The organism is Janthinobacterium sp. 344, from assembly GCF_900112025.1.
Lineage (GTDB): Bacteria > Pseudomonadota > Gammaproteobacteria > Burkholderiales > Burkholderiaceae_D > Janthinobacterium.
The window spans coordinates 1-21340 of record NZ_FOKL01000021.1 but is presented as its reverse complement, the minus strand read 5'-3'; the positions used below and the strand labels follow the sequence as shown (position 1 = coordinate 21340).

The 21340-nt window shown below is 62.1% G+C and carries 11 protein-coding genes; all 11 read left to right on the top strand.

Annotated elements, in window-relative coordinates; genetic code table 11:
• Window positions 1-438: thiamine pyrophosphate-dependent enzyme (locus tag BM193_RS27935; RefSeq protein WP_254786462.1), on the top strand; the 438-nt coding region annotated here is incomplete at its 5' end.
• A gap of 287 nt (window positions 439-725) precedes the next feature.
• A complete protein-coding gene (locus BM193_RS27930) occupies window positions 726-1142 on the top strand; it encodes a nuclear transport factor 2 family protein (RefSeq protein ID WP_092804619.1) in 417 nt (138 codons plus the stop codon).
• Window positions 1143-1167: 25 nt separating this feature from the next.
• On the top strand, window positions 1168-2607 hold the full coding sequence (locus BM193_RS27925; RefSeq protein ID WP_092804622.1) for an NAD(P)/FAD-dependent oxidoreductase: 1440 nt from the start codon (window positions 1168-1170) through the stop codon (window positions 2605-2607).
• 113 nt (window positions 2608-2720) lie between these two features.
• Entirely contained in the window at window positions 2721-3782 is a 1062-nt protein-coding gene (gene tauA / locus BM193_RS27920; protein WP_092804625.1) for a taurine ABC transporter substrate-binding protein, read from the top strand.
• Between the two features lie 84 nt (window positions 3783-3866).
• On the top strand, window positions 3867-4682 hold the full coding sequence (locus BM193_RS27915; protein ID WP_092804646.1) for a taurine ABC transporter ATP-binding protein: 816 nt from the start codon (window positions 3867-3869) through the stop codon (window positions 4680-4682).
• Window positions 4683-4761: 79 nt separating this feature from the next.
• A complete protein-coding gene (locus BM193_RS27910) occupies window positions 4762-5556 on the top strand; it encodes an ABC transporter permease subunit (RefSeq protein WP_058049276.1) in 795 nt (264 codons plus the stop codon).
• Between the two features lie 282 nt (window positions 5557-5838).
• Window positions 5839-7266 carry an amino acid permease gene (locus BM193_RS27905; protein ID WP_092804631.1) on the top strand — a complete coding sequence of 476 codons (1428 nt, stop codon included), beginning with the start codon at window positions 5839-5841 and terminating at the stop codon, window positions 7264-7266.
• The gene (locus BM193_RS27900; RefSeq protein ID WP_092804634.1) at window positions 7259-8488 is read left to right on the top strand and encodes a SorA family sulfite dehydrogenase catalytic subunit; all 1230 of its coding nucleotides are present in this window, start codon (window positions 7259-7261) and stop codon (window positions 8486-8488) included. Before BM193_RS27905 ends, BM193_RS27900 begins: the two co-directional genes overlap by 8 nt.
• A gap of 10 nt (window positions 8489-8498) precedes the next feature.
• A complete protein-coding gene (locus BM193_RS27895; RefSeq protein ID WP_092804637.1) occupies window positions 8499-9122 on the top strand; it encodes a SorB family sulfite dehydrogenase c-type cytochrome subunit in 624 nt (207 codons plus the stop codon).
• Between the two features lie 513 nt (window positions 9123-9635).
• On the top strand, window positions 9636-11294 hold the full coding sequence (locus tag BM193_RS27890) for a ShlB/FhaC/HecB family hemolysin secretion/activation protein (protein WP_092832598.1): 1659 nt from the start codon (window positions 9636-9638) through the stop codon (window positions 11292-11294).
• Between the two features lie 31 nt (window positions 11295-11325).
• On the top strand, window positions 11326-20700 hold the full coding sequence (locus BM193_RS27885) for a YDG domain-containing protein (RefSeq protein ID WP_092832596.1): 9375 nt from the start codon (window positions 11326-11328) through the stop codon (window positions 20698-20700).
• The last annotated feature ends 640 nt before the right edge of the window (window positions 20701-21340 follow it).

The following is a 21340-nucleotide window of genomic DNA, read 5'->3' as shown; positions in this document are numbered from 1 at the left end:
ATCATCGGCGCGAAAGTGGCGGCGCCGCACCGTCCGGCCGTGTCGTATGCGGGCGACGGCGCCTGGGGCATGAGTTTGATGGAAACGATGACCTGCGTGCGCCACAACATTCCCGTGACGGCCGTGGTGTTCCACAACCGCCAGTGGGGCGCGGAAAAGAAAAACCAGGTGGATTTCTACAACCGCCGCTTCGTGGCCGGCGAGCTCGACAACCAGAGCTTCGCCGAGATCGCGCGGGCCATGGGCGCCGAAGGCATCACGGTCGACAAACTGGAAGACGTGGGGCCGGCCTTGAAAAAGGCGATCGACATGCAGATGAATGAAGGCAAGACCACCATCATCGAAATCATGTGCACGCGCGAACTGGGCGACCCGTTCCGCCGCGATGCGCTGAGCAAGCCGGTGCGTCATCTGGATAAATACAAGGATTACGTTTAAGTAGCCCGGAGTCGCAAATGCCGGGGTCGGTCGCTTCGCGATCGGAATGCGTCCCACCGGGACGCATTCCCCCGTAAGGTCCGACCCCGGTCCTTGCATGCGGGTTTGGATGGCATGTGACGAAATTCTCACACATTGTCACTTCGGCATCGTAATTTCAATAAAGAATGCAAAGCGTCCCGGTATTTGGATTATTTGATTTGACAAGCCCATGCTTAAGGCTTAAATTCAATAGAAATACTAAAAAACGGAACGAAAAGTACCAAATTCGACCAACGGAGACAAAAATGAACACACGCGTAACTACCGATGCCGTCACCACGGACTTCCTGCAAGCGTTCGGCGATGCCTGGAACCGCCACGATATCGAGGCCCTGATGGCCGCCATGGCCGACGACTGCGAATTCCACGCCGTGGCCGGACCCGACTTGCTGGGCAAGAGCTTCATTGGCCGCGACGCCGTGCGCGCCGGCTTCGAACTGGCCTGGCAAACCTTCCCCGATGCGGCCTGGCTCCATCCCGTGCACTTCGTCAGCGGCGATCGCGGCGTGACGGAATGCACGTTTTCCGGCACCAAGGCGGACGGCACGCGCATCGAGGCGCGCATGGTCGACATCTTCACCTTCCGCGATGGCAAGATCGCCGTGAAGAATGCTTTCCGCAAGGACCGCCCACCGGTCGTCAGCGCCACCACCCAAGCCTGAGCCAGCAAGTTCACCAGGAATGACCATGAACAAACCTGTCGATACTCCACCTGGCGTACTGGGTAGCAGCACCGCGGCCCGCACGCCTTACGATCCCGCCTACGATCCGCTGGTGGCGCAGCGTCCCGGCCACGGCAATGCCTACGCGCCCACCTACTGGATCGGCACGGCGGGCGAGCCGCCGGCCGACGACGGTCCCATCATGCATGACATCGACGTCGACGTGGCCATCATCGGTTCCGGTTTTACCGGCCTGTCCTGCGCCATCTTCCTGGCCCAGGAACACGGCATCAAGGCTACCGTGCTGGAAGCGAACCGGGTCAGCTGGGGCTGCAGCACGCGCAACGGCGGCCAGGCGCAATGCACGACGGGCCGCCTGAAGCGCTCGCAGTGGATCGACCGCTACGGCCTGGAAACGGCCCTCAAATTGCACGCGGAAGTGTGCGATGCGATGCAAACGTTCAAGAAGATCACGGCCGATATCGACTGCGACCCGCAGCCGGGCGGCCACCTGTATATCGCCCACAAAGCGAAAGCCATGCCCGCGCTTGAAAAAGAAGCCAAGGTGATGCGGGAGATCTTCAATTACGACGCCCGCATCCTCGACGCCGACACCGTCAAGCGCGAGTATGTGGATGACAAGGAAGCGGCCGGCGCGCTGCACGAACCGGAAGGCATCGGCATCCACGCGGGCAAGCTGGCCTTCGGCTACCTGCGCAAGGCGCGCGCGCTGGGCGCCAAGGTGCATCCGTCCAGCCCCGTGATGGGCTGGGAAACGCGCAACGGCGTGCACTACCTGCAAACACCGGGCGGCGTGGTGCGTGCCCGTGCCGTGGCCGTGGCCACGGGCGGCTATACCTCGCCCCATTTGCATCCGCAAGTGAAAAACCGCTTGCTGCCGATTTTGTCGAACTCGCTCGTCACGCGCCCGCTGACCCCGGCGGAAATCGAGGCGTGCAACTTCCGCACCCATCAGGTGATTACGGATACGCGGATTCTGCGCCATTACTACCGCTTGATGCCGGACAACCGCGTGCAGATCGGCAGCCGCAGCGCCATCACGGGGGCCGATGCGCCCGAGGGCAAGTATGAACAGGGTTTGATCAACGATCTGCACCGCAAGTTCCCCGCGCTGACGGGCATAGGCATCGATTATTCGTGGTGGGGCTGGGTCGACGTCAGCCACGACATGATGCCGCGCATCGTGCAACCGGACCCGAAGCAATCGATCTTCTATTCGCTGGGCTATGGCGGCAACGGCGTCATGTATTCGGCCCAGGCGGGGCGGCGCATGGCCGAGCGCATCGCGGGCAAGGCCAGCGACACGGGCTTGCCGATCTTCAACTCCAAATTGCCGTACCCGAACATGATGGACATGGTCGAGTCGCAAGCCTTCGCCCCGTTCCGCCGCCTGGGCCAGCGCTTCCTGTACCGCTGGTATCACTTGAAGGATGAAGTGTTTTAAATAGCAGTAGCCGTACTAAGCCGCCGTATGGTTGACAAAGAGCAACCAGCGGCGCCATCCGCAAGGATGAGATTGCCCGAACGTTCACACATAACAATAACTTGGAGTGAGACATGAACACATACACGAGCAAAAACGCGAGCAAAACGGTATTTTCAACGCTGCGCCGCGCCGTCCTCGGCACCCTGGTGCTGGGCGCTGCCCTGGCCTCCGGTGGCACGGCCTTCGCGCAGGGCAAGGAAGTGACGATTGCCTACCAGGAAATCAACGGTCCCTTCCTGGTGGCCATCGCCAGCGGCGAAGTGGAGAAAACCACGGGCTATAAAATCAACTGGCGCAAGTTCGATTCGGGTGCCAAGGTGGCCACCGGCATGGCGTCCGGCGACGTGCAGATCGGCGTCATCGGTTCCAGCCCATTGACGGCGGCCGTCAGCCGTGGCGTCGACCTGCAGCTGTTCTGGATCATCGACGACATCAACGAAGCCGAAGCGATGGTGGCGCGCAATGGCGCCGGCATCAGCAAGCCCACCGACTTGCGCGGCAAGAAGATCGCCGTGCCGTTCGTTTCCACCACGCACTTCCACACCATGTTCGCGCTGGAAACGTGGGGCATCAAACCCGCCGAGGTGAAACTGCTCAACATGCAGCCGAACCAGATCGCCGCCGCCTGGGAGCGGGGCGACATCGACGCGGCCTTCGTGTGGGACCCGGCCTTGAGCAAACTCAAGCAAAACGGCAAGGTGCTCGTCACTTCCGGCGAACTGAGCAAGAAGGGCAAGGCCACGTTCGACGGCATGGCCGTCGAGCGCGCCTGGGGCGAGGCAAATGCCGACTTCATGGCCAAGTTCGTCAAGGTGATGGCCGCTGCCGACGCCGACTACCGCGCCAATCCGAAGGCCTGGACCATCGATTCGCCGCAAGTGAAAGCCAACGTCAAGCATTCGGGCGCGGCTGCCAAGGACGTGGCCGCCTCCGTGGCCCTGTACGCCTACCCATCGCTGCAGGAGCAGGCCTCGCCTGCCTGGCTGGGCGGTGGCGCGAAGGGCGGCGTGGCGCAAGCCTTGCTGGCCACGGCGCAATTTTTGAAGGGCGAAGGCAAGATCGACACCCTGGCAACGGATTACGCCAAGTATGTGACACCCAGGTATGCACAGGCCGCCGGCCTGCTGAAGTAAACGTTGTGCAATGGCGCGCCTGCGGGCGCGCTGACTGAACAGAATGCGTTGAACTGAAGTGACTACACCTATGCGGGGCACATGATGGAAAATCTCTACGTCAAGGATGTCAGCGTGATTTATCCGGGCAAGACGGCCGGTGAACGCGTACATGCCTTAAATAATATCAATCTGACTATTAATAGCGGCGACTTCGTCGTCGCGCTGGGCGCCTCCGGTTGCGGCAAGACAACCTTGCTGAGCCTGATGGCGGGCTTCATCGCCCCGTCCAAGGGCGAGATCATGTTGGGCGACACCAAGGTGGAAGGGCCGGGCGCCGACCGTGGCGTGGTGTTCCAGAAACACGCCTTGCTGCCGTGGCTGAACGTGATGGAAAACGTGGAATTCGGCCTGAAGCTGCAAGGCGTGCCGAAAGCCGTGCGGCGCGAACAGGCGGCGAAAAACCTGGCGCTCGTGGGCTTGAAGGACTTTCACGACAATATGATTTATCAATTGTCGGGCGGCATGCAGCAGCGGGTGGGCATCGCCCGCGCGCTGACGTGCAATCCCGCCATGCTGCTGATGGATGAACCGATGGCGGCACTCGATGCGCTGACGCGCGAAACCATCCAGGAATTGCTGCTCGATATCTGGGCCAAGTCCAGCACCATGTTCTTCTTCATTACCCACAGCGTCGACGAGGCGCTGTTCCTGGCGAACCGGCTGATCGTCATGTCGCCCCGTCCGGGCCGCATCACGCACACCTATGAACTCGATTTCAACAAGCGTTTCCTCGAATGCCGCGATGCGCGCGCCGTGAAATCGAGCCCGGACTTCATCAAGATGCGTGAAACGGTGCTCAACATCATTTATGGCGACGAGCGCGCAGTCAACAAAGAGCTGGAGGTGTCCCATGCATAGCCCATCCGTCGTGGGATTTCCTCCCGCCAGCGCCAAGCGCGCCGGCTTCTTCGCCCGCCTGTTCGCCCCCCGCTGCGCCATGCCCGGCGAAGCGTTCGGCGCGCCGGGGCAGGGCAATTCCAGCCGCATCGCCACCGTCACCGTCATCGCCGTGCTCTTGCTGTGGTTTGGCGTGACGGCCAGCGGCATGGTCAAACCGCTGTTCCTGCCGTCGCCGCAAGCTGTCTATGAAAAATTCATCATGGCGGCCACCACCGGTTTCGGCGGCGCCACCCTGTGGGAACACACGGTGGCCAGCCTGGTGCGCGTGTTCGGCGCCTTTGGCCTGGCTTGCCTGTTCGCCATTCCCGTCGGCGTGATGATGGGCGTCAACCGCGTGGCGCGCGGCATCTTCGATCCCTTGATCGAGTTCTACCGTCCGCTGCCGCCCCTCGCTTACTTGCCACTGGTTATCATCTGGTTCGGCATCGGCGAGTTTTCCAAGGTCTACCTGATCTTCCTGGCCATTTTCGCGCCGATGGCGATCGCCGCCCGCGCCGGCGTCAGCTCCGTATCGCTGGAGCAAATCCACGCGGCCTATTCGATGGGCGCCACGCGCTTCCAGGTGATCGTGCACGTGATTTTGCGCGCGGCCATCCCGGAAATCCTCACCGGCATGCGCATCGGCATCGGCGTGGGCTGGACCACCCTGGTGGCGGGCGAGATGGTGGCGGCCACGCGCGGCCTCGGCTACATGGTGCTCAGCGCGTCCGAGTTCCTGGCCAGCGATGTGGTGATCATGGGCATCATCGTGATCGGCTTCTTCGCTTTCCTGTTTGATTTGATGATGCGTTACCTCGAACGTACCCTCGTGCCATGGAAGGGCAAGGTGTAAGACGTTCCCGGGAGTGGTGCGCACGCCACAAGTGTTGCCGCCGCTCCCTTTTTTTAATCCGCAATAAGCCGTACTTACCCTCCAGCGCGCCTGCCCCTTGGGCGCCGCGCCGGGCCGCTGCATTTCCAGATTGACTTATGGAATGCGGCCAACCAGACTGATTCACACGATGTATCGATGCTGCTTGACGATGTTGCCAATATAAAAGTACAGCCGCGCGGCAGCAGCAAGCCGCAGCAGGCGAGGGCGCACCGGGCTTCAGAGATTTTCAGGAGACAAACCATGATTAGCGAATCGCATAACAGTACCGGCTTGCAGCACTCGCTCAAGCAGCGCCACATGAGCATGATCGCCATCGGCGGCGTGATCGGCGCCGGCCTCTTTGTCGGCAGCGGCGTCATTGCCAAGGCCGCAGGCCCGGCCGCCATCCTTTCCTTCCTGCTCACGGGCGGCCTCGTCGTCCTGATCATGCGCATGCTGGGCGAGCTGGCCTCGTCCCTGCCCGTGGTCGGCTCCTTTTACGAATATGCGCGCCTGGCCTTCGACGACAAGCCGAAGGTGTCGAAATTCCTCGGCTTCATGAGCGGCTGGATGTACTGGTATTTCTGGGTCGTCGTCGTGGCGCTGGAAGCCATTGCCGGCGCGAAACTGGTCAACTTCTGGCTGCCCGACGTGCCGTCATGGTCGATCAGCCTGGTGCTGCTGGTGTCGATGACCATCCTCAACCTGTTTTCGGTGAAAGCCTTCGGCGAATTCGAATTCTGGTTCGCCTCGATCAAGGTGGTCGCCATCGTCGTCTTCCTGTTCGTCGGCGCCCTGTTCATCACGGGCAGCTTGCCCAACAGCATCCCGACGTTGGGATTCCTGACCAGTAACGGCGGTTTCATGCCGCACGGCTGGGGACCTGTGCTCAGCGGCGCCGTCGCCGCCACAGCCTTTTATTCGGGCGCCGAGATCGTCACCATCGCCGCCGCCGAAACGTCGGACCCGGCCAAGGCCATCGCCCGCGCCACCAACTCCGTCATCACGCGCGTGCTGATGTTCTATGTCGGCTCCATGTTTGTCGTCGTCTGCATCGTGCCCTGGGATTCGCCGGCCATCGCCACGCCCTTCGTCAGCGCCCTGAAAGTCATGAACATCCCGTACGCGGCGCACATCATGAATGCCATCATCCTGACGGCCGTGCTGTCGGCGCTGAACTCCAGCCTGTATGCCTCCTCGCGCATGATCTTTGCGCTGACGCGCCGCGGCGATGCGCCGACGGGCCTGGTCAAGCTGAGCAAGAATGGCGTACCCATCCGCGCCATCCTGTTCAGCACCTTGTTCGCCTACTTCGCCATTGCCGTGTCGTATGTGTCGGCCGACCTGGTGTTCCCCTTCATCGTGAACTCCTACGGCATCCTGATCCTGTTCGTCTACCTGCTGATCGCGATTTCGCAGCTGCGCCTGCGCCGCCGCCTGGAACGCGAATGCCCGGAACGCATCAAGGTGCGCATGTGGCTGTTCCCCTACCTGACTTACTTCACCATCTTCGCCATGCTGGTGATCCTGGGCGCCATGAGCGTGTCGTCCGATACGGAACAGCGCGTGTCGTTCTGGTTCGGCCTGTTGAGCGTGGTCATCATGAGCGTCATGTACTACATCAAGAAACTGGTCAACGACGACCGCAACGGCGGCAACGAAGCCAAGGTGGAGCTCAAACATGTCTGATCTGAATTTACTGCCCGCAAGCCGGCGCCGCTTCCTGCGCACGACGGCCGCCCTGGGCGCCGCCGCCGTGGCGGGCCCCACGCTTGCCGCCTCCGCCGCGTCCGTGACTTTGCCATTTGAAAATGGCGAGCGCGACCTGGTGGCCTTCCCGCAAAAGCGTCCGCTGATCCTGCTGACCAGCCGTCCGCCCCAGCTGGAAACGCCGTTCAGCGTGTTCGGCGAAGGCGCGATCACGCCCAATGACGCGTTTTTCGTGCGCTACCATTGGAGCGGCTTGCCCACCAGCATCGATGGCGGCAGCTACCGTCTGCGCATTGCGGGCCTGGTGAAAACGCCACTGGAACTGTCGCTGGCGGAACTGAAACAGCTGGCCGAGCCCGTCGATGTGGTGGCCGTCACGCAATGCTCGGGCAATAGCCGCGGCTTTTTTGCCCCGCGCGCGAATGGCGGGCAGCTGGGCAACGGCGCCATGGGCAATGCCCGCTGGACGGGCATCCCCCTGAAAACCGTGCTGGAAAAGGCCGGCATCGCGGCCGCTGCCGTGCAAGTGGCCTTCAACGGCCTGGAAACGCCGCCCGTGGGCGACGGCCCGGACTTTCAAAAGGCGCTGTCCGTCGAGCACATCATGGCGGGCGACGTCATGCTGGCCTGGGCCATGAATGGCGAGGACATTCCCTTCCTCAACGGCTATCCGCTACGCCTGATCGTGCCAGGGTTCTATGGCACCTACTGGGTCAAGCACCTGAGCGACATCACCGTGCTGGACAAACCGTTCGACGGCTTCTGGATGAGCACGGGCTACCGCATTCCCGACAACGGCTCCGGCTTCGTCGAGCCCGGTGCGCCCGTGGGCAAGACGACGCCGATCAGCCGCCTCAACGTGCGCTCTTTCATCACCAGCGTGCAGGATGGCGCGCAGGTGAAAGCGGGGCGCGACCTGGCCTTGCGCGGCATCGCCTTCGACAGCGGGCACGGCATCAGTGAGGTGACGGTGTCGCTGGACGGTGGCCAGACGTGGCAGGAAGCCACGCTGGGCAAGGACCTGGGGCGCTTCTCGTTCCGCGAGTGGACGATGGTGATGAAGGCGCCGCGCAAGGGCAGGCACGTGCTGATGGTGCGGGCCGTCAACCGTATCGGTCAGAGCCAGCCCATGAAAGCCCTGTGGAATCCCATGGGTTATATGCGCAATGTGGTGGAAACCACGCGCATCCAGGCAGTCTGAGGAGATATACATGCGAATAAAGATGTTGTTTGCCGCGCTGGCCCTGTCAGCTGCGGGCGGCGCGTGCGCGCTGGAAATCCATTTGCCGCCGGAAACAGCGACGTATACACCCAGTGAATTGCCCGGCTACCAGCTGGTGCAGCGCAACTGCATGACGTGTCACGCGGCACAGTATGCATCGAGCCAGCCGCCGGCCTCGGCGCGTGCGTACTGGGAGGCGACCGTCAAGAAAATGAAGAAGCCGTTCGGCGCGCAGTTCGCTGACGAAGACGTGCCCGCCATGGTCGATTACCTGGTGAAAACCTATGGCGCGGAGCGCAGTGCGGCGGCCGTCGCGGCGCCGGCGCTGCGCAAGACGGCCGCTGCCGCTGTGCCGGCCGCGGCCGGCAAGGATGCGAAAACCTTGCTGGCGGCGAATGGCTGCATGGCGTGCCATGCCATCGACCAGAAGGTGGTCGGCCCCGGTTTTGCCGAGGTGGCGGCCCGCTACAAGGGCAAGGACAATGTCTCCGCCGTGGCCGCGCATATCCGCCAGGGCGGTAGCGGCAAATGGGGGCCCGTGCCCATGCCGCCGTTCAGCCAGCTCAGCGATGCCGATGCGGCCACGCTGGCGAAATACGTCCTCTCCCGTTAAACCAACGCCCGCGCGGCGGCCATTCACCGAAGCACTCCAGGCGCCTGTCACCAGGCCGGTGCCTGCGAGTGCCGCCCTCTCCATGCCATTCGACATGGCTTGTCTCCTGTTATCGCTGATTTTATTCATTAATGAATAAATATCCGCATAACTATCAAGTAATAAAAAACCCTGTTTTTAATTTAAAAATCATTCCAATGAATACTATTTCAATTGATGCAATGGTTTTCTTGCGCTCGTCGTTTTTTTCGCATCTGCCTTGACTCTTGCCTATGCGAAAAATTTTGCGAATGATTAAAGTGTGACTATTTGAGAATAATTCCGGCAGGAAATGCGGTATCCTGAATGATTAATTTGATGTATCTTTTGCCAACATTGATAATGCGTTGAAAAAAAATCAACATCAATTAGACAAAATATTAATTCCAAGTGACAATATTGAAATTTAGAAACTATTTTATATATTTTTGACAACGCTTTGCCTGGCCGTCGACGGCTGCCGAGAGGATTATTTTGCGCATCACACTCATTCCCCTGACCCTGCTGGTCGCCATCCAGTCCGCCTGGGCCGTCGATCCGCCAAGCGCCGGCAGCCAGCTGCAACAGATTCCCGCCGCGCCGCAGCTGCCCAAGGCGGCGCCGGCCATCCGCGTGCAACAGGGCAATGTGCCCGCCACGGCCGTGGCCGATACGACGCGCATCACGGTGCGGCGCCTGCAGATCAGCGCGCCGCCGGTGTTTCCTGAAAGCGAATTGATCGCCGCCACGGGCTTCGTGCCCGGCAGCGAACTGACCCTGGGCGAGCTGCGCGCCATGGCGGCGCGGATCGCCAGCCATTACCAGAACCACGGTTATTTCCTGGCGCAGGCCTACCTGCCGGCGCAGGATATCCAGGATGGCGTCGTCGCCATCAACGTGCTGCCGGGCCAGTATGGCCAAGTGCAGCTGCGCAACCAGAGCCCGTTGTCCGATGGCCTGGCCGGCACCTTGCTGGCCGGCCTCGACGGGCAGGTGATCGCCACGGCGCCGCTGGAGCGGCGCCTGCTGCTGCTGTCGGACTTGCCGGGCGTGCAGGTCAGCTCGACCCTGGCGCCGGGCGCCTCGCTGGGCGCCTCGGACCTGATCGTCGACGTGCAGCCCGGCGCGCGCTTCAACGGCAGCATCGACGTGGACAACCAGGGCAACCGCTACACGGGCCGCAACCGCCTCGGCGCCACCCTGAACATCAATGAACTGGCCGGCATCGGCGACGTCGCCACCGTGCGCGCGTTCACCTCGGCCGACGGCCTGAACTATGGCCGCCTGGCTTACCAGGGCCAGGCGGGCCTGCTGCGCCTGGGCGGCGCCTACACGTATATGGACTACAAGCTGGGCAAGGAATTTGCCGTGCTCGACGCCAAGGGCACGGCGAAGATCGCCAGCGTGTACGCCAGCTATCCGCTGATCCGCTCGCGCAGCAACAACCTGTATGCGCAGATCAATTACGACGACAAGACCTTCCAGGACAAGACGGAATCGACGGGCAGCGTCAACGACAAGAAGGCCAGGGTGTGGCTGCTGAACCTCAATGGCGACAGCAAGGACGGCTGGGGTGGCGGTGGCGTGAGCACGTATTCGCTGACGTACACCACCGGCAAGATCGACATCCAGACGCCGCTGGCCCTGCTGATCGACCAGCTGACGGTAAAGAGCAACGGCCACTTCAATAAAGTCAGCTTCAACGCGGCGCGCGTGCAAAGCCTGGGCGGCGAGACGAGCCTGTTCGGCATCGTCAGCGGCCAGGTGGCGTCGAAAAACCTCGACGTGTCGGAAAAGATGGGCATCGGCGGCGTCGGCGGCGTGCGTGCCTATCCGGGCGGCGAGGCGTATGGCGACCAGGGCTACGTGCTGAACCTGGAGGTGCGCCAGAACGTGACGGCCTTCACGGCCTTCCCGGGCCAGCTGCAGGTGCTGGCGTTTGCCGACACGGGTTCGGTCAAGCTGAACCGCGACGCCTGGAGCGCGGGCGAGAACCGCCGCACCCTGAGCGGCGCCGGCGTGGGCGTGACGTGGACGGGCGCCAATGCGCTGGTGCTCAAGGCGTATTACGCGCACAAGCTGGGCAATGCCAAGGCGACGTCGGAACCGGACAAGGCCGGGCGCTTCTGGCTGCAGGCCGTCAAATATTTCTAAAAAATAAGTTAACACCTATCAGGACACCGTCATGAACCGCATCTACCGCTCCATCTGGAACCAGGCCACGGGCGCCTACGCCGCCGTCTCCGAAAACGTCCGCTCCGCCGGCAAGCGCTCCCTGCCGGGCAGCACTGGTGGCGGCGCGCACTTCGCCCTGACCAGCATGGCGGCGGCGCTGATGCTCGGCTATGGATCGCTGGCCTTGGCGGGGCCGACGGGCGGCACGGTGGTGGCGGGGCAGGCGAGCATCAATGGCGCGCCGGGCAATACGGTGATCCAGCAGGGCAGCCAGAACGCGGTGATCAACTGGGCCAATTTTAATATCGGCCAGGGCGAGTCGGTGCGGTTCAACCAGCCCAACAGCAACGCGGTGGCCCTGAACCGCGTGCTGGGCAATGACGGCACGACGATCCTGGGCAACTTGTCGGCCAACGGCAAGGTGTTCATCGTCAATCCGAACGGCGTGCTGTTCGGCCAGGGCGCGTCCGTGAACACGGCGGGCCTGGTGGCCTCCACGCTGGATATTTCGACGAGCGACTTCATGGCCGGCAAGTACCAGTTCAGCGGCAATGGCACGGGCAAAGTCTTGAACCAGGGCAGCATCAGCGCGCCGGGCGGCTATGTGGCCTTGCTGGGGGCGAACGTGTCGAACGAGGGCACGATCCAGGCGCGCCTGGGGGCGGTGGCGCTGGCGGCGGGCCGCGCCATCACGCTGGACGTGGCGGGCGACGGCTTGCTGAACGTGGCGATCAACGCGGGCGCCGTCGGCGCGCTGGTCAACAACGGCGGCCTGATCCAGGCTGACGGCGGCAGCGTGCTGCTGAGCGCGCAGGCGGCGGGCGACTTGCTGAAAACCGTGGTGAATAACACGGGGGTGATCGAGGCGCACAGCATCGACACGCGCGGCGGCACGATCAAGTTGTTGGGCGACATGCAGTCGGGCACGGTGAACGCGGCGGGCACCCTGGACGCCAGCGCGCCCGCGGGCGGCAATGGCGGCTTCATCGACACCTCGGCCGCGCACGTGAACATCGACGATGCGCTGAAGGTGACGACGGCGTCGAAGCAGGGCCTGGCGGGCACCTGGCTGATCGATCCGACCGATTTCAATATTGCGGCGCGCGGCGGCGACATGACGGGCGCGTTCCTGTCGAACAGCTTGAAAAGCGGCAATGTGCAGATCCAGAGTGTGTCGGGCGGCAGCGGCACGCAAGGCAACATCAACGTCAACGACACCATCAGCTGGTCGGCCAACAAGCTGACCCTGACGGCGCAAAACAATATCAACATCAACAAATCCATGCGCGGCTCGGGCACGGCCAGCCTGGCGCTCGAATACGGCCAGCAGGCTGGCGCCAGCGGAAATAGCAGTCGCTACAATATCGCCTCATCGGCGACCGTAGATTTACCAACGGGAAATAATTTCAGCACCAAGCTGGGAAGCAACGGCATAGTGACAACGTACAAGGTCATCAATAGCCTGGGTGCGGCCAACAGCGTGACGGGTAATGACTTGCAAGGCATTAATGGTGCGCTGAGCGGCAATTATGTCTTGGGTAGCAATATCGATGCGAGCAGCACGAGCGGATGGGTAGGGGGCGGCTTTTCGCCTATCGGTCGTGGCGATGCGCCGCTTGGCGCCGGCAACGCCACGCCGTTTACGGGCAACTTCGATGGTCTGGGTCACGTGATCACCGGACTGACCATCAGCCGCGCGAATGCCGCCGTCGGGCTGTTCGGCGTGATAGGCAGCGGCGCCTCGGTCAGCAATATGGGGTTGGAGGGCGGTAGCGTAAGCGGCTCCTCACCGAATTACCTCGGCGATTTCGCCAGCGCGGGCATGTTGGCTGGCATGAACCGTGGTCTGGTCAATAATGTATACAGCACGGGTGCGGTCAATGGCAGCGGCTATAGCTATATTGGCGGGTTGGTGGGGAGGAATAATGGCACCATCAGCAATAGCCGGGCCGGCGGTGCGGTGGTAATTGCCGGGTATTATGGCGGAGGCGGCCTGGTCGGCAACAACGCCGCGGGCGCTGTGGTGACGAACAGTTCCGCATTCGGTACGGTGAGCAGCGCTGACGCCGGCAGCGTTGGCGGCCTGGTTGGTTTTAATTACGGACTCATCTCCAAAAGCTTCGCCAGCACCATCGTCAGTGGCGGCCAGCGCGCCGGCGGCCTGACCGCGTACAACCGCTACCAGGGCACAGGCCCCAGCCAGGGGGTCGAATACAGCTATGCCACTGGCACGGTGACGGGGCACACCAATGTCGGCGGCTTGGTTGGTGAAAATGACAATGCCAAGATTAGCAACAGTTATTCGACATCGACCGTCACCGGAACGCCGGGTAACGGCGCTGCAGGCGACATCGTCGGTGGACTGGTCGGCTTCAACCAGACCGGTGGCACCATCGTCAATAGTTACGCCACCGGCAATGTCAGCGGCTCCGCCAACGTGGGTGGCGTGGTCGGCTGGAATAATAATACTTCCGGTAGCGGCGGGGTACGCAGCACGCTGACCAATGTGTATTCCAGCGGTAAAGTCACTGGCGTCACGAATGTGGGCGGTGTGGCAGGCCAGAATGGTGCTCCAAACGGTATCGTCAATGGCATCTACAATACGACGCTCAATGCGGGGCCTGGGGTCGGCCTCAACTCCGGCACTGCCACCATCACCGGCCTGACCAGCACGCAGATGAAAAGCACGTCGAATTTCACCGGTTTTAATTTCAGCACCACCGGCGGCGCGCTTGGCAACAATTGGGTGATGGTCAATACCGATGGCAGCTTCAACAGCGACACAGGAAGCGGTGCGACCTTGCCGATGCTGGCCTCGGAATGGTCGAATACGATTACATCGGCGCATCAGTTGCAGTTGATGGGCCTGAGCTTGACCGCCCAATATGTGCTGGCCAACGATATCGCTGCGGCGGGCACGGCCAGCACGGCCAGCGATGTGTGGGGCAGCACGGGCTTCATTCCTGTTGGAAGCAGTGCTTCGGCCTTTACGGGGCGTCTTGATGGCACCGGGCATATTATTTCCAATCTGAATATCTACAAGTCGGGCGTGGCAGGCGTGGGCCTGTTTGGCGTGGTCGGCGGCGGCGGCGTGATCACTAACGTGGGCTTGTCGGGCGGCTCGGTCGCCGGCGGCGACGGCACGGGCGCCCTGGTGGGCACGAATGGCGGCAGCATCAGCGGCAGCTTTGCCACCAGCGCCGTCACGGGCGCCAACAATGTGGGCGGCCTGGTGGGCACCAATACGGGCTCGGTCAACGATAGCTATGCCAGCGGTGCCGTGACCGGCAGCAGCGGCGCCGGCGGCCTGGCGGGCAGCAACAGCGGCAGCGTGGCGACCAGCTATGCGAACGGCAGCGTGAGCGGCGCAGGCGGCGGCCTGGTCGGCACCGGCGCGGGCAGCGTCACGGGCAGTTTCTGGGATAGCACCGTCAGCGGAAAAATCAACAGTGCCGGCGGCACGGGCTTGAGCACGGCCCAGCTCAAGACGCTTGCCAATTACTCGGGCGCCGGCTGGGACCTGGGCCAGATGTGGGTCGCCTACGACGGCCAGAGCGCGCCTTTCCTGCGTTCCTTCATGAAAGAGATCGTCGTCAGCGTTTCCACCAATACCAAGGTGTATGACGGCGTGGCCTATGCGGGCGGCGCCAACAGCGTCAGCTATTCGAGAGTCTACGACAACACGATCCTGCTGGGCACTCCCGTGTATACGGGCAGCGCCGCCGGCGCCGTCAATGCCGGCACGTATGCGGTCTCGGCCAGCGGCCTGTATTCCACGAACGGACAGTCCGGCTATGCGGTCACGTATGTCGATGGCGGCCTGGTGATCACGCCCAAGTCCGTGACCTTGAGCGGCGCCGCGGTGGCCGGCAAGGTATATGACGGCACGACCACGGCAACCATCACCGGCACGCTGAACGGCGTGCTGGCTGGCGACCTGGCCAATGTCAGCAGCACAGTGGGCGGCACGTACGCCAGCAAGAATGCCGGAAGCAATATCACCGTGACGACCAATGCCAGCCTGGGTGGCAGCGCCGGCGGCAATTATGCGCTGGTGCCGGTAGCTGGGCTGAAGGGCAACATCAGCCAGGCGACCATCAGCGGCGTGACTGGCATCGTGGCCGGCAACAAGACCTATGACGGCACCACTGCTGCCAGCCTGAACACGGCGGGCGCATCGTTTGGCGGCATGGTCGGCGGCGACAACCTGACGGTGTCCGGTGCCAGCGGCAACTTTGATAACAAGAACGCGGGCAATAGCAAGACCGTCACCATCAACGGCCTCACGCTCGGCGGCGTGGACGCCGGGAATTACACCCTGGCCAGCAGCACGGCCAGCACTACCGCCAATATCAGCAAGGCGACCATCAGCGGCGTGACCGGTATCGTGGCTGGCAACAAGGTGTATGACAGCACCCGCGATGTCAGCCTGAATACGACAGGGGCGTCGTTTACCAATATGGTCAACGGCGACAACCTGACGGTGGCGGGTGCCAGCGGCATCTTTGACAACAAGAACGCGGGCAACGGCAAGACTGTCACCATCAGCGGCATCACGCTCGGCGGCGTGGACGCCGGCAACTATAACCTGAGTGACACCGCTGCCAGCGCCACCGCCAATATCAGCAAGGCGACCATCAGCGGCGTGACCGGTATCGTGGCTGGCAACAAGGTGTATGACAGCACCCGCGATGCCAGCCTGAATACGGCAGGGGCGTCGATTACCGATATGATCAATGGCGACAGCCTGACGGTGGCGGGTGCCAGCGGCATCTTTGACAACAAGAACGCGGGCAACGGCAAGACCGTCACCATCAGCGGCATCACGCTCGGCGGGGCGGACGCCGGCAACTATAACCTGACGAACACCTCGGCCAGCGCCACCGCCGATATCAGCAAGGCGACCATCGCCAGCGTGAACGGCATTGTGGCTGGCAACAAGGTGTATGACGGCACCACTGCCGCCAGCCTGAACACAGTGGGCGTGACTTTCGACGGCAAGTTCGCTGGCGACAATTTGACAGTGTCCAACGCGGTCGGCGCTTTCAGCGACAAGAACGTGAGCAATGGCAAGACCGTCAATGTCACGGGCATCGTGCTGGGCGGTACGGACGCCGGCAACTACAGCCTGACCCTCGACACGGCCAGCAGCCTTGGTAACATCAGCGCCAAGACCTTGACCTTGAGCGGCTTGAATGGCAATAAAGTCTACGACGGCACGGCCGATGCCACGCTGTCGGGCGGCACATTGAATGGCCTGGTCAATTCGGAAACCTTGGCCTTTACCGCCCAGGGTAGCTATAACAACAAGGACGCGGGTACCGGCAAGGCCATCACGGTGAATGGCGTGACCTTGAGCGACGGGACTGGGCTGGCCAGCAACTATACGCTCGCTGCGCCTGCGGACTTGACGGGCGATATTGCAAAAGCGACGATTAGCGGCATCACCGGCTTGAGCGCCCTGGACAAGATCTATAACGGCAACTTGAACGTCAGCCTCAGTCCCGCTTTGGCTGTGATCAATGGCAAGATTGCCGGTGATAACGTGCAATTATTCAGTGCCAGCGGCGCGTTCACGGATAAAAATGTGGGCGCCAACAAGGCCGTCAATATCACCGATATCACCCTGTCCGGCAGCGACGTGGGTAACTATAACTTCGTCAATAATACAGCGACAGCCACGGCCAGCATCACGCCGAAGGCCGTCACCTTGAGTGGTGTGACAGCCAGCAATAAAATCTATGATGGCACGATGGCGGCGGTGCTGTCCGGTGGCAGCCTGAACGGCGTGGTCAGCGGGGAAACCCTGAATTTCAGCGGCGGTATCGGCACCTTCAGCGACAAGAACGCCGGGACGAACAAGGTCGTCACGATCAGCGGCATCGTCTTGCAGGATGGCATCGGCTCGGCCAGCAATTACACGTTCACCAGCCCGGGCAATGTGAACGCCAATATCAGCAAGGCAACCATCAGCGGCGTGTCGAACGTGGGCGTGAATAACAAGGTCTACGATAGCCTGACCGACGCCACCTTGACGGGCACGGCCACCTTCGATGGCATCATCGGCAGCGACAGCTTGACGGTAGCGGGCACTGGCGCCTTCGGCGACAAGAATGCCGGCACCGGCAAGGCGGTCAGCGTGAGCGGCATCACCCTGGGTGGCGCGGATGCGGGCAATTACAACCTGGCCAGCGATGTCTCCAGCGGCACGGCCAATATCGCCAAGGCAAGCATCAGCAGCGTGTCGAACGTGGGTATCAGCAACAAAACCTACGATGGCTCGAAAACGGCCGTCTTGAACGGCACGGCGACCTTCAACGGCATCTTCGGCGCCGATAGCCTGAGCGTGGCGGGAAGTGGCGAGTTCAGCGACAAGAATGCCGGTAATGGCAAGACCGTCACTGTGAGCGGCATCACCCTGGGCGGCGCGGATGCCGGTAACTACATTTTGGGCAGCGATATCTCCAGCGGCACAGCCAATATTGCCAAGGCGAACCTCGGCAGCGTGTCGAACGTGGGCGTGAATAACAAGGTCTATGATGGCCTGAGCGACGCTAGCCTGACGGGTACGGCAACCTTCAATGGCATCATCGGCGGCGACAGTTTGAGTGTTGCGGGAACGGGTGTATTCAGCGACAAGAATGCCGCCGCCGGCAAGAACGTGACGGTCAGCGGTATTACTCTGGGCGGCACGGATGCGGGCAACTACAATCTGGTCAGCAATATTTCCAGCGGCACGGCCGATATCACGGCAAAAGCCCTGACGCTCACAGGCCAGGTGGCGGGCAACAAGGTCTATGACGGCAATGCCGTGGCGCAGTTGACCGGCGGCAGCCTGGTCGGCCTGGTGGGCGGCGAGACGCTCACCATCGGCGGCCAGACGGCGGCCTTCAGCGACAAGAATGCGGGCAATGCGAAAACCGTCACCGTCAGCGGCACGATCTTGCTTGACGGTTCGGGTTCGGCCAGCAACTACACGGTCAGCGATCCGACGGGCCTGACGGCCAGCATCACCCCGAAGGCGCTGACGGTGGCGGGCCAGGTGGCGGGCAACAAGGTCTACGATGGCAACGCGCTGGCGCAGCTGATCGGCGGCAGCCTGGTCGGCCTGGTGGGTGGCGAAACGCTCACCATCGGCGGCCAGACGGCCGCCTTCAGCGACAAGAATGCGGGCAACGGCAAAGCCGTTACCATCAGCGGCACCACCTTGCTTGACGGTTCGGGTTCGGCCAGCAACTACACGGTCAGCAATCCGACCGGTCTGACGGCCAGCATCACGCCGAAGGCGCTGACGGTGGCGGGGCAAGTGGCCGGCAACAAGGTCTACGACGGCAATGTGGTGGCGCAATTGAACGGTGGCAGCCTGATCGGACTGGTGGGCGGCGAAACGCTCACCATTGGCGGCCAGACGGCGGCCTTCAGCGACAAGAACGCGGGCAATGCGAAGGCGGTCACGGTCAGCGGCACCACCTTGCTCGACGGTTCGGGTTCGGCCAGCAACTACACGGTCAGCGATCCGACGGGCTTGACGGCGAGCATCACGCCGAAGGCGCTGACGGTGGCGGGCCAGGTGGCAGGCAACAAGGTCTACGACGGCAATGCCGTGGCACAGCTGACGGGCGGCAGCCTGGTCGGCCTGGTGGGCGGCGAAACGCTCACCATCGGCGGCCAGACAGCCACTTTCAGCGACAAGAACGCGGGCAATGCGAAAACCGTCACGGTCAGCGGCACGACCTTGCTTGACGGCTCGGGTTCGGCCAGCAACTACACGGTCAGCGATCCGACCGGTCTGACGGCCAGCATCACGCCGAAGGCCCTGACGGTGGCGGGGCAAGTGGCGGGCAACAAGGTCTACGACGGCAATGCCGTGGCACAGCTGACGGGCGGCAGCCTGGTCGGCCTGGTGGGTGGCGAAACGCTCACCATCGGCGGCCAGACGGCGGCCTTCAGCGACAAGAACGCGGGCAATGCGAAAACCGTCACCGTCAGCGGCACCACCTTGCTTGACGGCTCGGGTTCGGCCAGCAATTACACGGTCAGCGATCCGACGGGCCTGACGGCCAGCATCACGCCGAAAGCGCTGACGGTGGCGGGGCAAGTGGCGGGCAACAAGGTCTATGACGGCAATGTGGTGGCGCAATTGAACGGTGGCAGCCTGGTCGGCCTGGTGGGCGGCGAAACGCTCACCATCGGCGGCCAGACGGCGGCCTTCAGCGACAAGAACGCGGGCAATGCGAAAACGGTCACGGTGACGGGCACGACCCTGCTCGATACGGCGACTGGCCTGGCGGGTAACTACACGGTCAGCAATCCGACGGGCTTGACGGCCAGCATCACGCCGAAAGCGCTGACGGTGGCGGGCCAGGTGGCGGGCAACAAGGTCTATGATGGCAACGCGCTGGCCCAGCTGACGGGCGGCAGCCTGGTCGGCCTGGTGGGTGGCGAAACGCTCACCATCGGCGGCCAGACGGCGGCCTTCAGCGACAAGAATGCGGGCAATGCGAAAACGGTCACGGTGACGGGCACGACTCTGCTCGATACGGCGACTGGCCTGGCGGGCAACTACACGGTCAGCAACCCGACGGGATTGACGGCCAGCATCACGCCGAAAGCCCTGACGGTGGGCGCGACAGCCGCGAACAAGGTGTATGACGCCACCACGGGCGCCACAGTCAATCTGCGCGATGACCGCATCGCCGGCGATCAGCTGAGCATTGCCACGAATGGCGCCACCTTTGCCGACAAGAATGCAGGCCAGGGCAAGACGGTGACCGTCGGCGGCATCCGTCTGGCCGGCGCCGATGCGGGCAATTATGTGGTCAATGGCACGGCCGTGACGACCGCTAACATTGCGCAGGCGCAACTGACGGTGAAGGCTGACAATGCCGAAAAGAGCCAGGGACAGCCGAATCCCCTGTTCAGCGCCAGTTACACGGGTTTGCTGGGCAGTGATACGGTGGCCTCTGAACTGACCGGCAACTTGTTGTTGAGCACGTCGGCAACAACGGGTTCGTCGTCGGGTAATTACCTGATCACGGCTTCCGGTCAGACTTCGGTCAATTACGCGCTGGACTATGTCGATGGCGTGCTGAAGGTGAATCCGACGGAAGCCCTGCAAAGCGCTGTGGCGGCCGCCGTGGCATCCGTGGTGGTGGCGCCATCGCAAGGCAACATGGTGCAGGCCGACCAGGTCAGCACGGGTGAAACCGTTGCGCTTGCCACGCCGGTGGGGGAGAAGGGCGGCGCTACGGTGCTTGCACCTGTGGCGGTGCCCCTGAACGGCAACACGGTGACGAACGTGCTGCCTGGCCTGCGCCTGAGTGTCATCAACCAGGGCGTCTTGCTGCCACCTGAGTTGGGGGGCAACGCCGACCTGGCCAAATAGCCTGGCCGTGAACGGCAGGGCGTGCCACACGTCCTGCCGGCTTGCTGCCCTGACTTGTACATGTCAGGGCTGGCGCACGCTTTATTTTTCTTGAAATTATTTTTGGCAAGAGTGTGACATGCGTATTCAGCTGATAAATATATGCCACGGAAAATGATTCTACATACATAAAAAATAACATTGTTTTGCATTATATTAATATCAATATCTGCGCTTGTTCCCCCTCGATTCCCGTTCTGGGAATAGCATCTCGATAGTGTTTTTATTGCACCGTCGTTGCATCGCTACAACGAAAAATGTGCCATAAATGCATGCTTTCAGCGCCATTTCCCCATTTTGAAGAGGTGTTGTGCGCGCTTGCTTCAATACAGTGCGAAGTAGCCTCAGATGCCCATTTCTTGTGCTGCCGGCGCGCTAAAATATTGCAATGTTGCTGATGGGAACCTAATTTTTTTGGCGTTATCGAATTTAACATTCATATCAAAATGTTATTTCTGTCAGCTTTCACATTTCTCGCCAGCACAGCGGACAGCGCGCGTGCCGGTCGCAAATGCACCGCAGAAAGGATGACCTTGAACGCCAAACTACTTCCCCTGACCCTGTTGGTCGCCATCCAGTCCGCCTGGGCCGTCGATCCGCC

Coding starts and splice junctions, on each gene's coding strand:
- BM193_RS27930 (WP_092804619.1), top strand. CDS start 726: ATGAACACACGCGTAACTACCGATGCCGTCACCACGGACTTCCTGCAA.
- BM193_RS27925 (WP_092804622.1), top strand. CDS start 1,168: ATGAACAAACCTGTCGATACTCCACCTGGCGTACTGGGTAGCAGCACC.
- tauA (WP_092804625.1), top strand. CDS start 2,721: ATGAACACATACACGAGCAAAAACGCGAGCAAAACGGTATTTTCAACG.
- BM193_RS27915 (WP_092804646.1), top strand. CDS start 3,867: ATGGAAAATCTCTACGTCAAGGATGTCAGCGTGATTTATCCGGGCAAG.
- BM193_RS27910 (WP_058049276.1), top strand. CDS start 4,762: ATGCCCGGCGAAGCGTTCGGCGCGCCGGGGCAGGGCAATTCCAGCCGC.
- BM193_RS27905 (WP_092804631.1), top strand. CDS start 5,839: ATGATTAGCGAATCGCATAACAGTACCGGCTTGCAGCACTCGCTCAAG.
- BM193_RS27900 (WP_092804634.1), top strand. CDS start 7,259: ATGTCTGATCTGAATTTACTGCCCGCAAGCCGGCGCCGCTTCCTGCGC.
- BM193_RS27895 (WP_092804637.1), top strand. CDS start 8,499: ATGCGAATAAAGATGTTGTTTGCCGCGCTGGCCCTGTCAGCTGCGGGC.
- BM193_RS27885 (WP_092832596.1), top strand. CDS start 11,326: ATGAACCGCATCTACCGCTCCATCTGGAACCAGGCCACGGGCGCCTAC.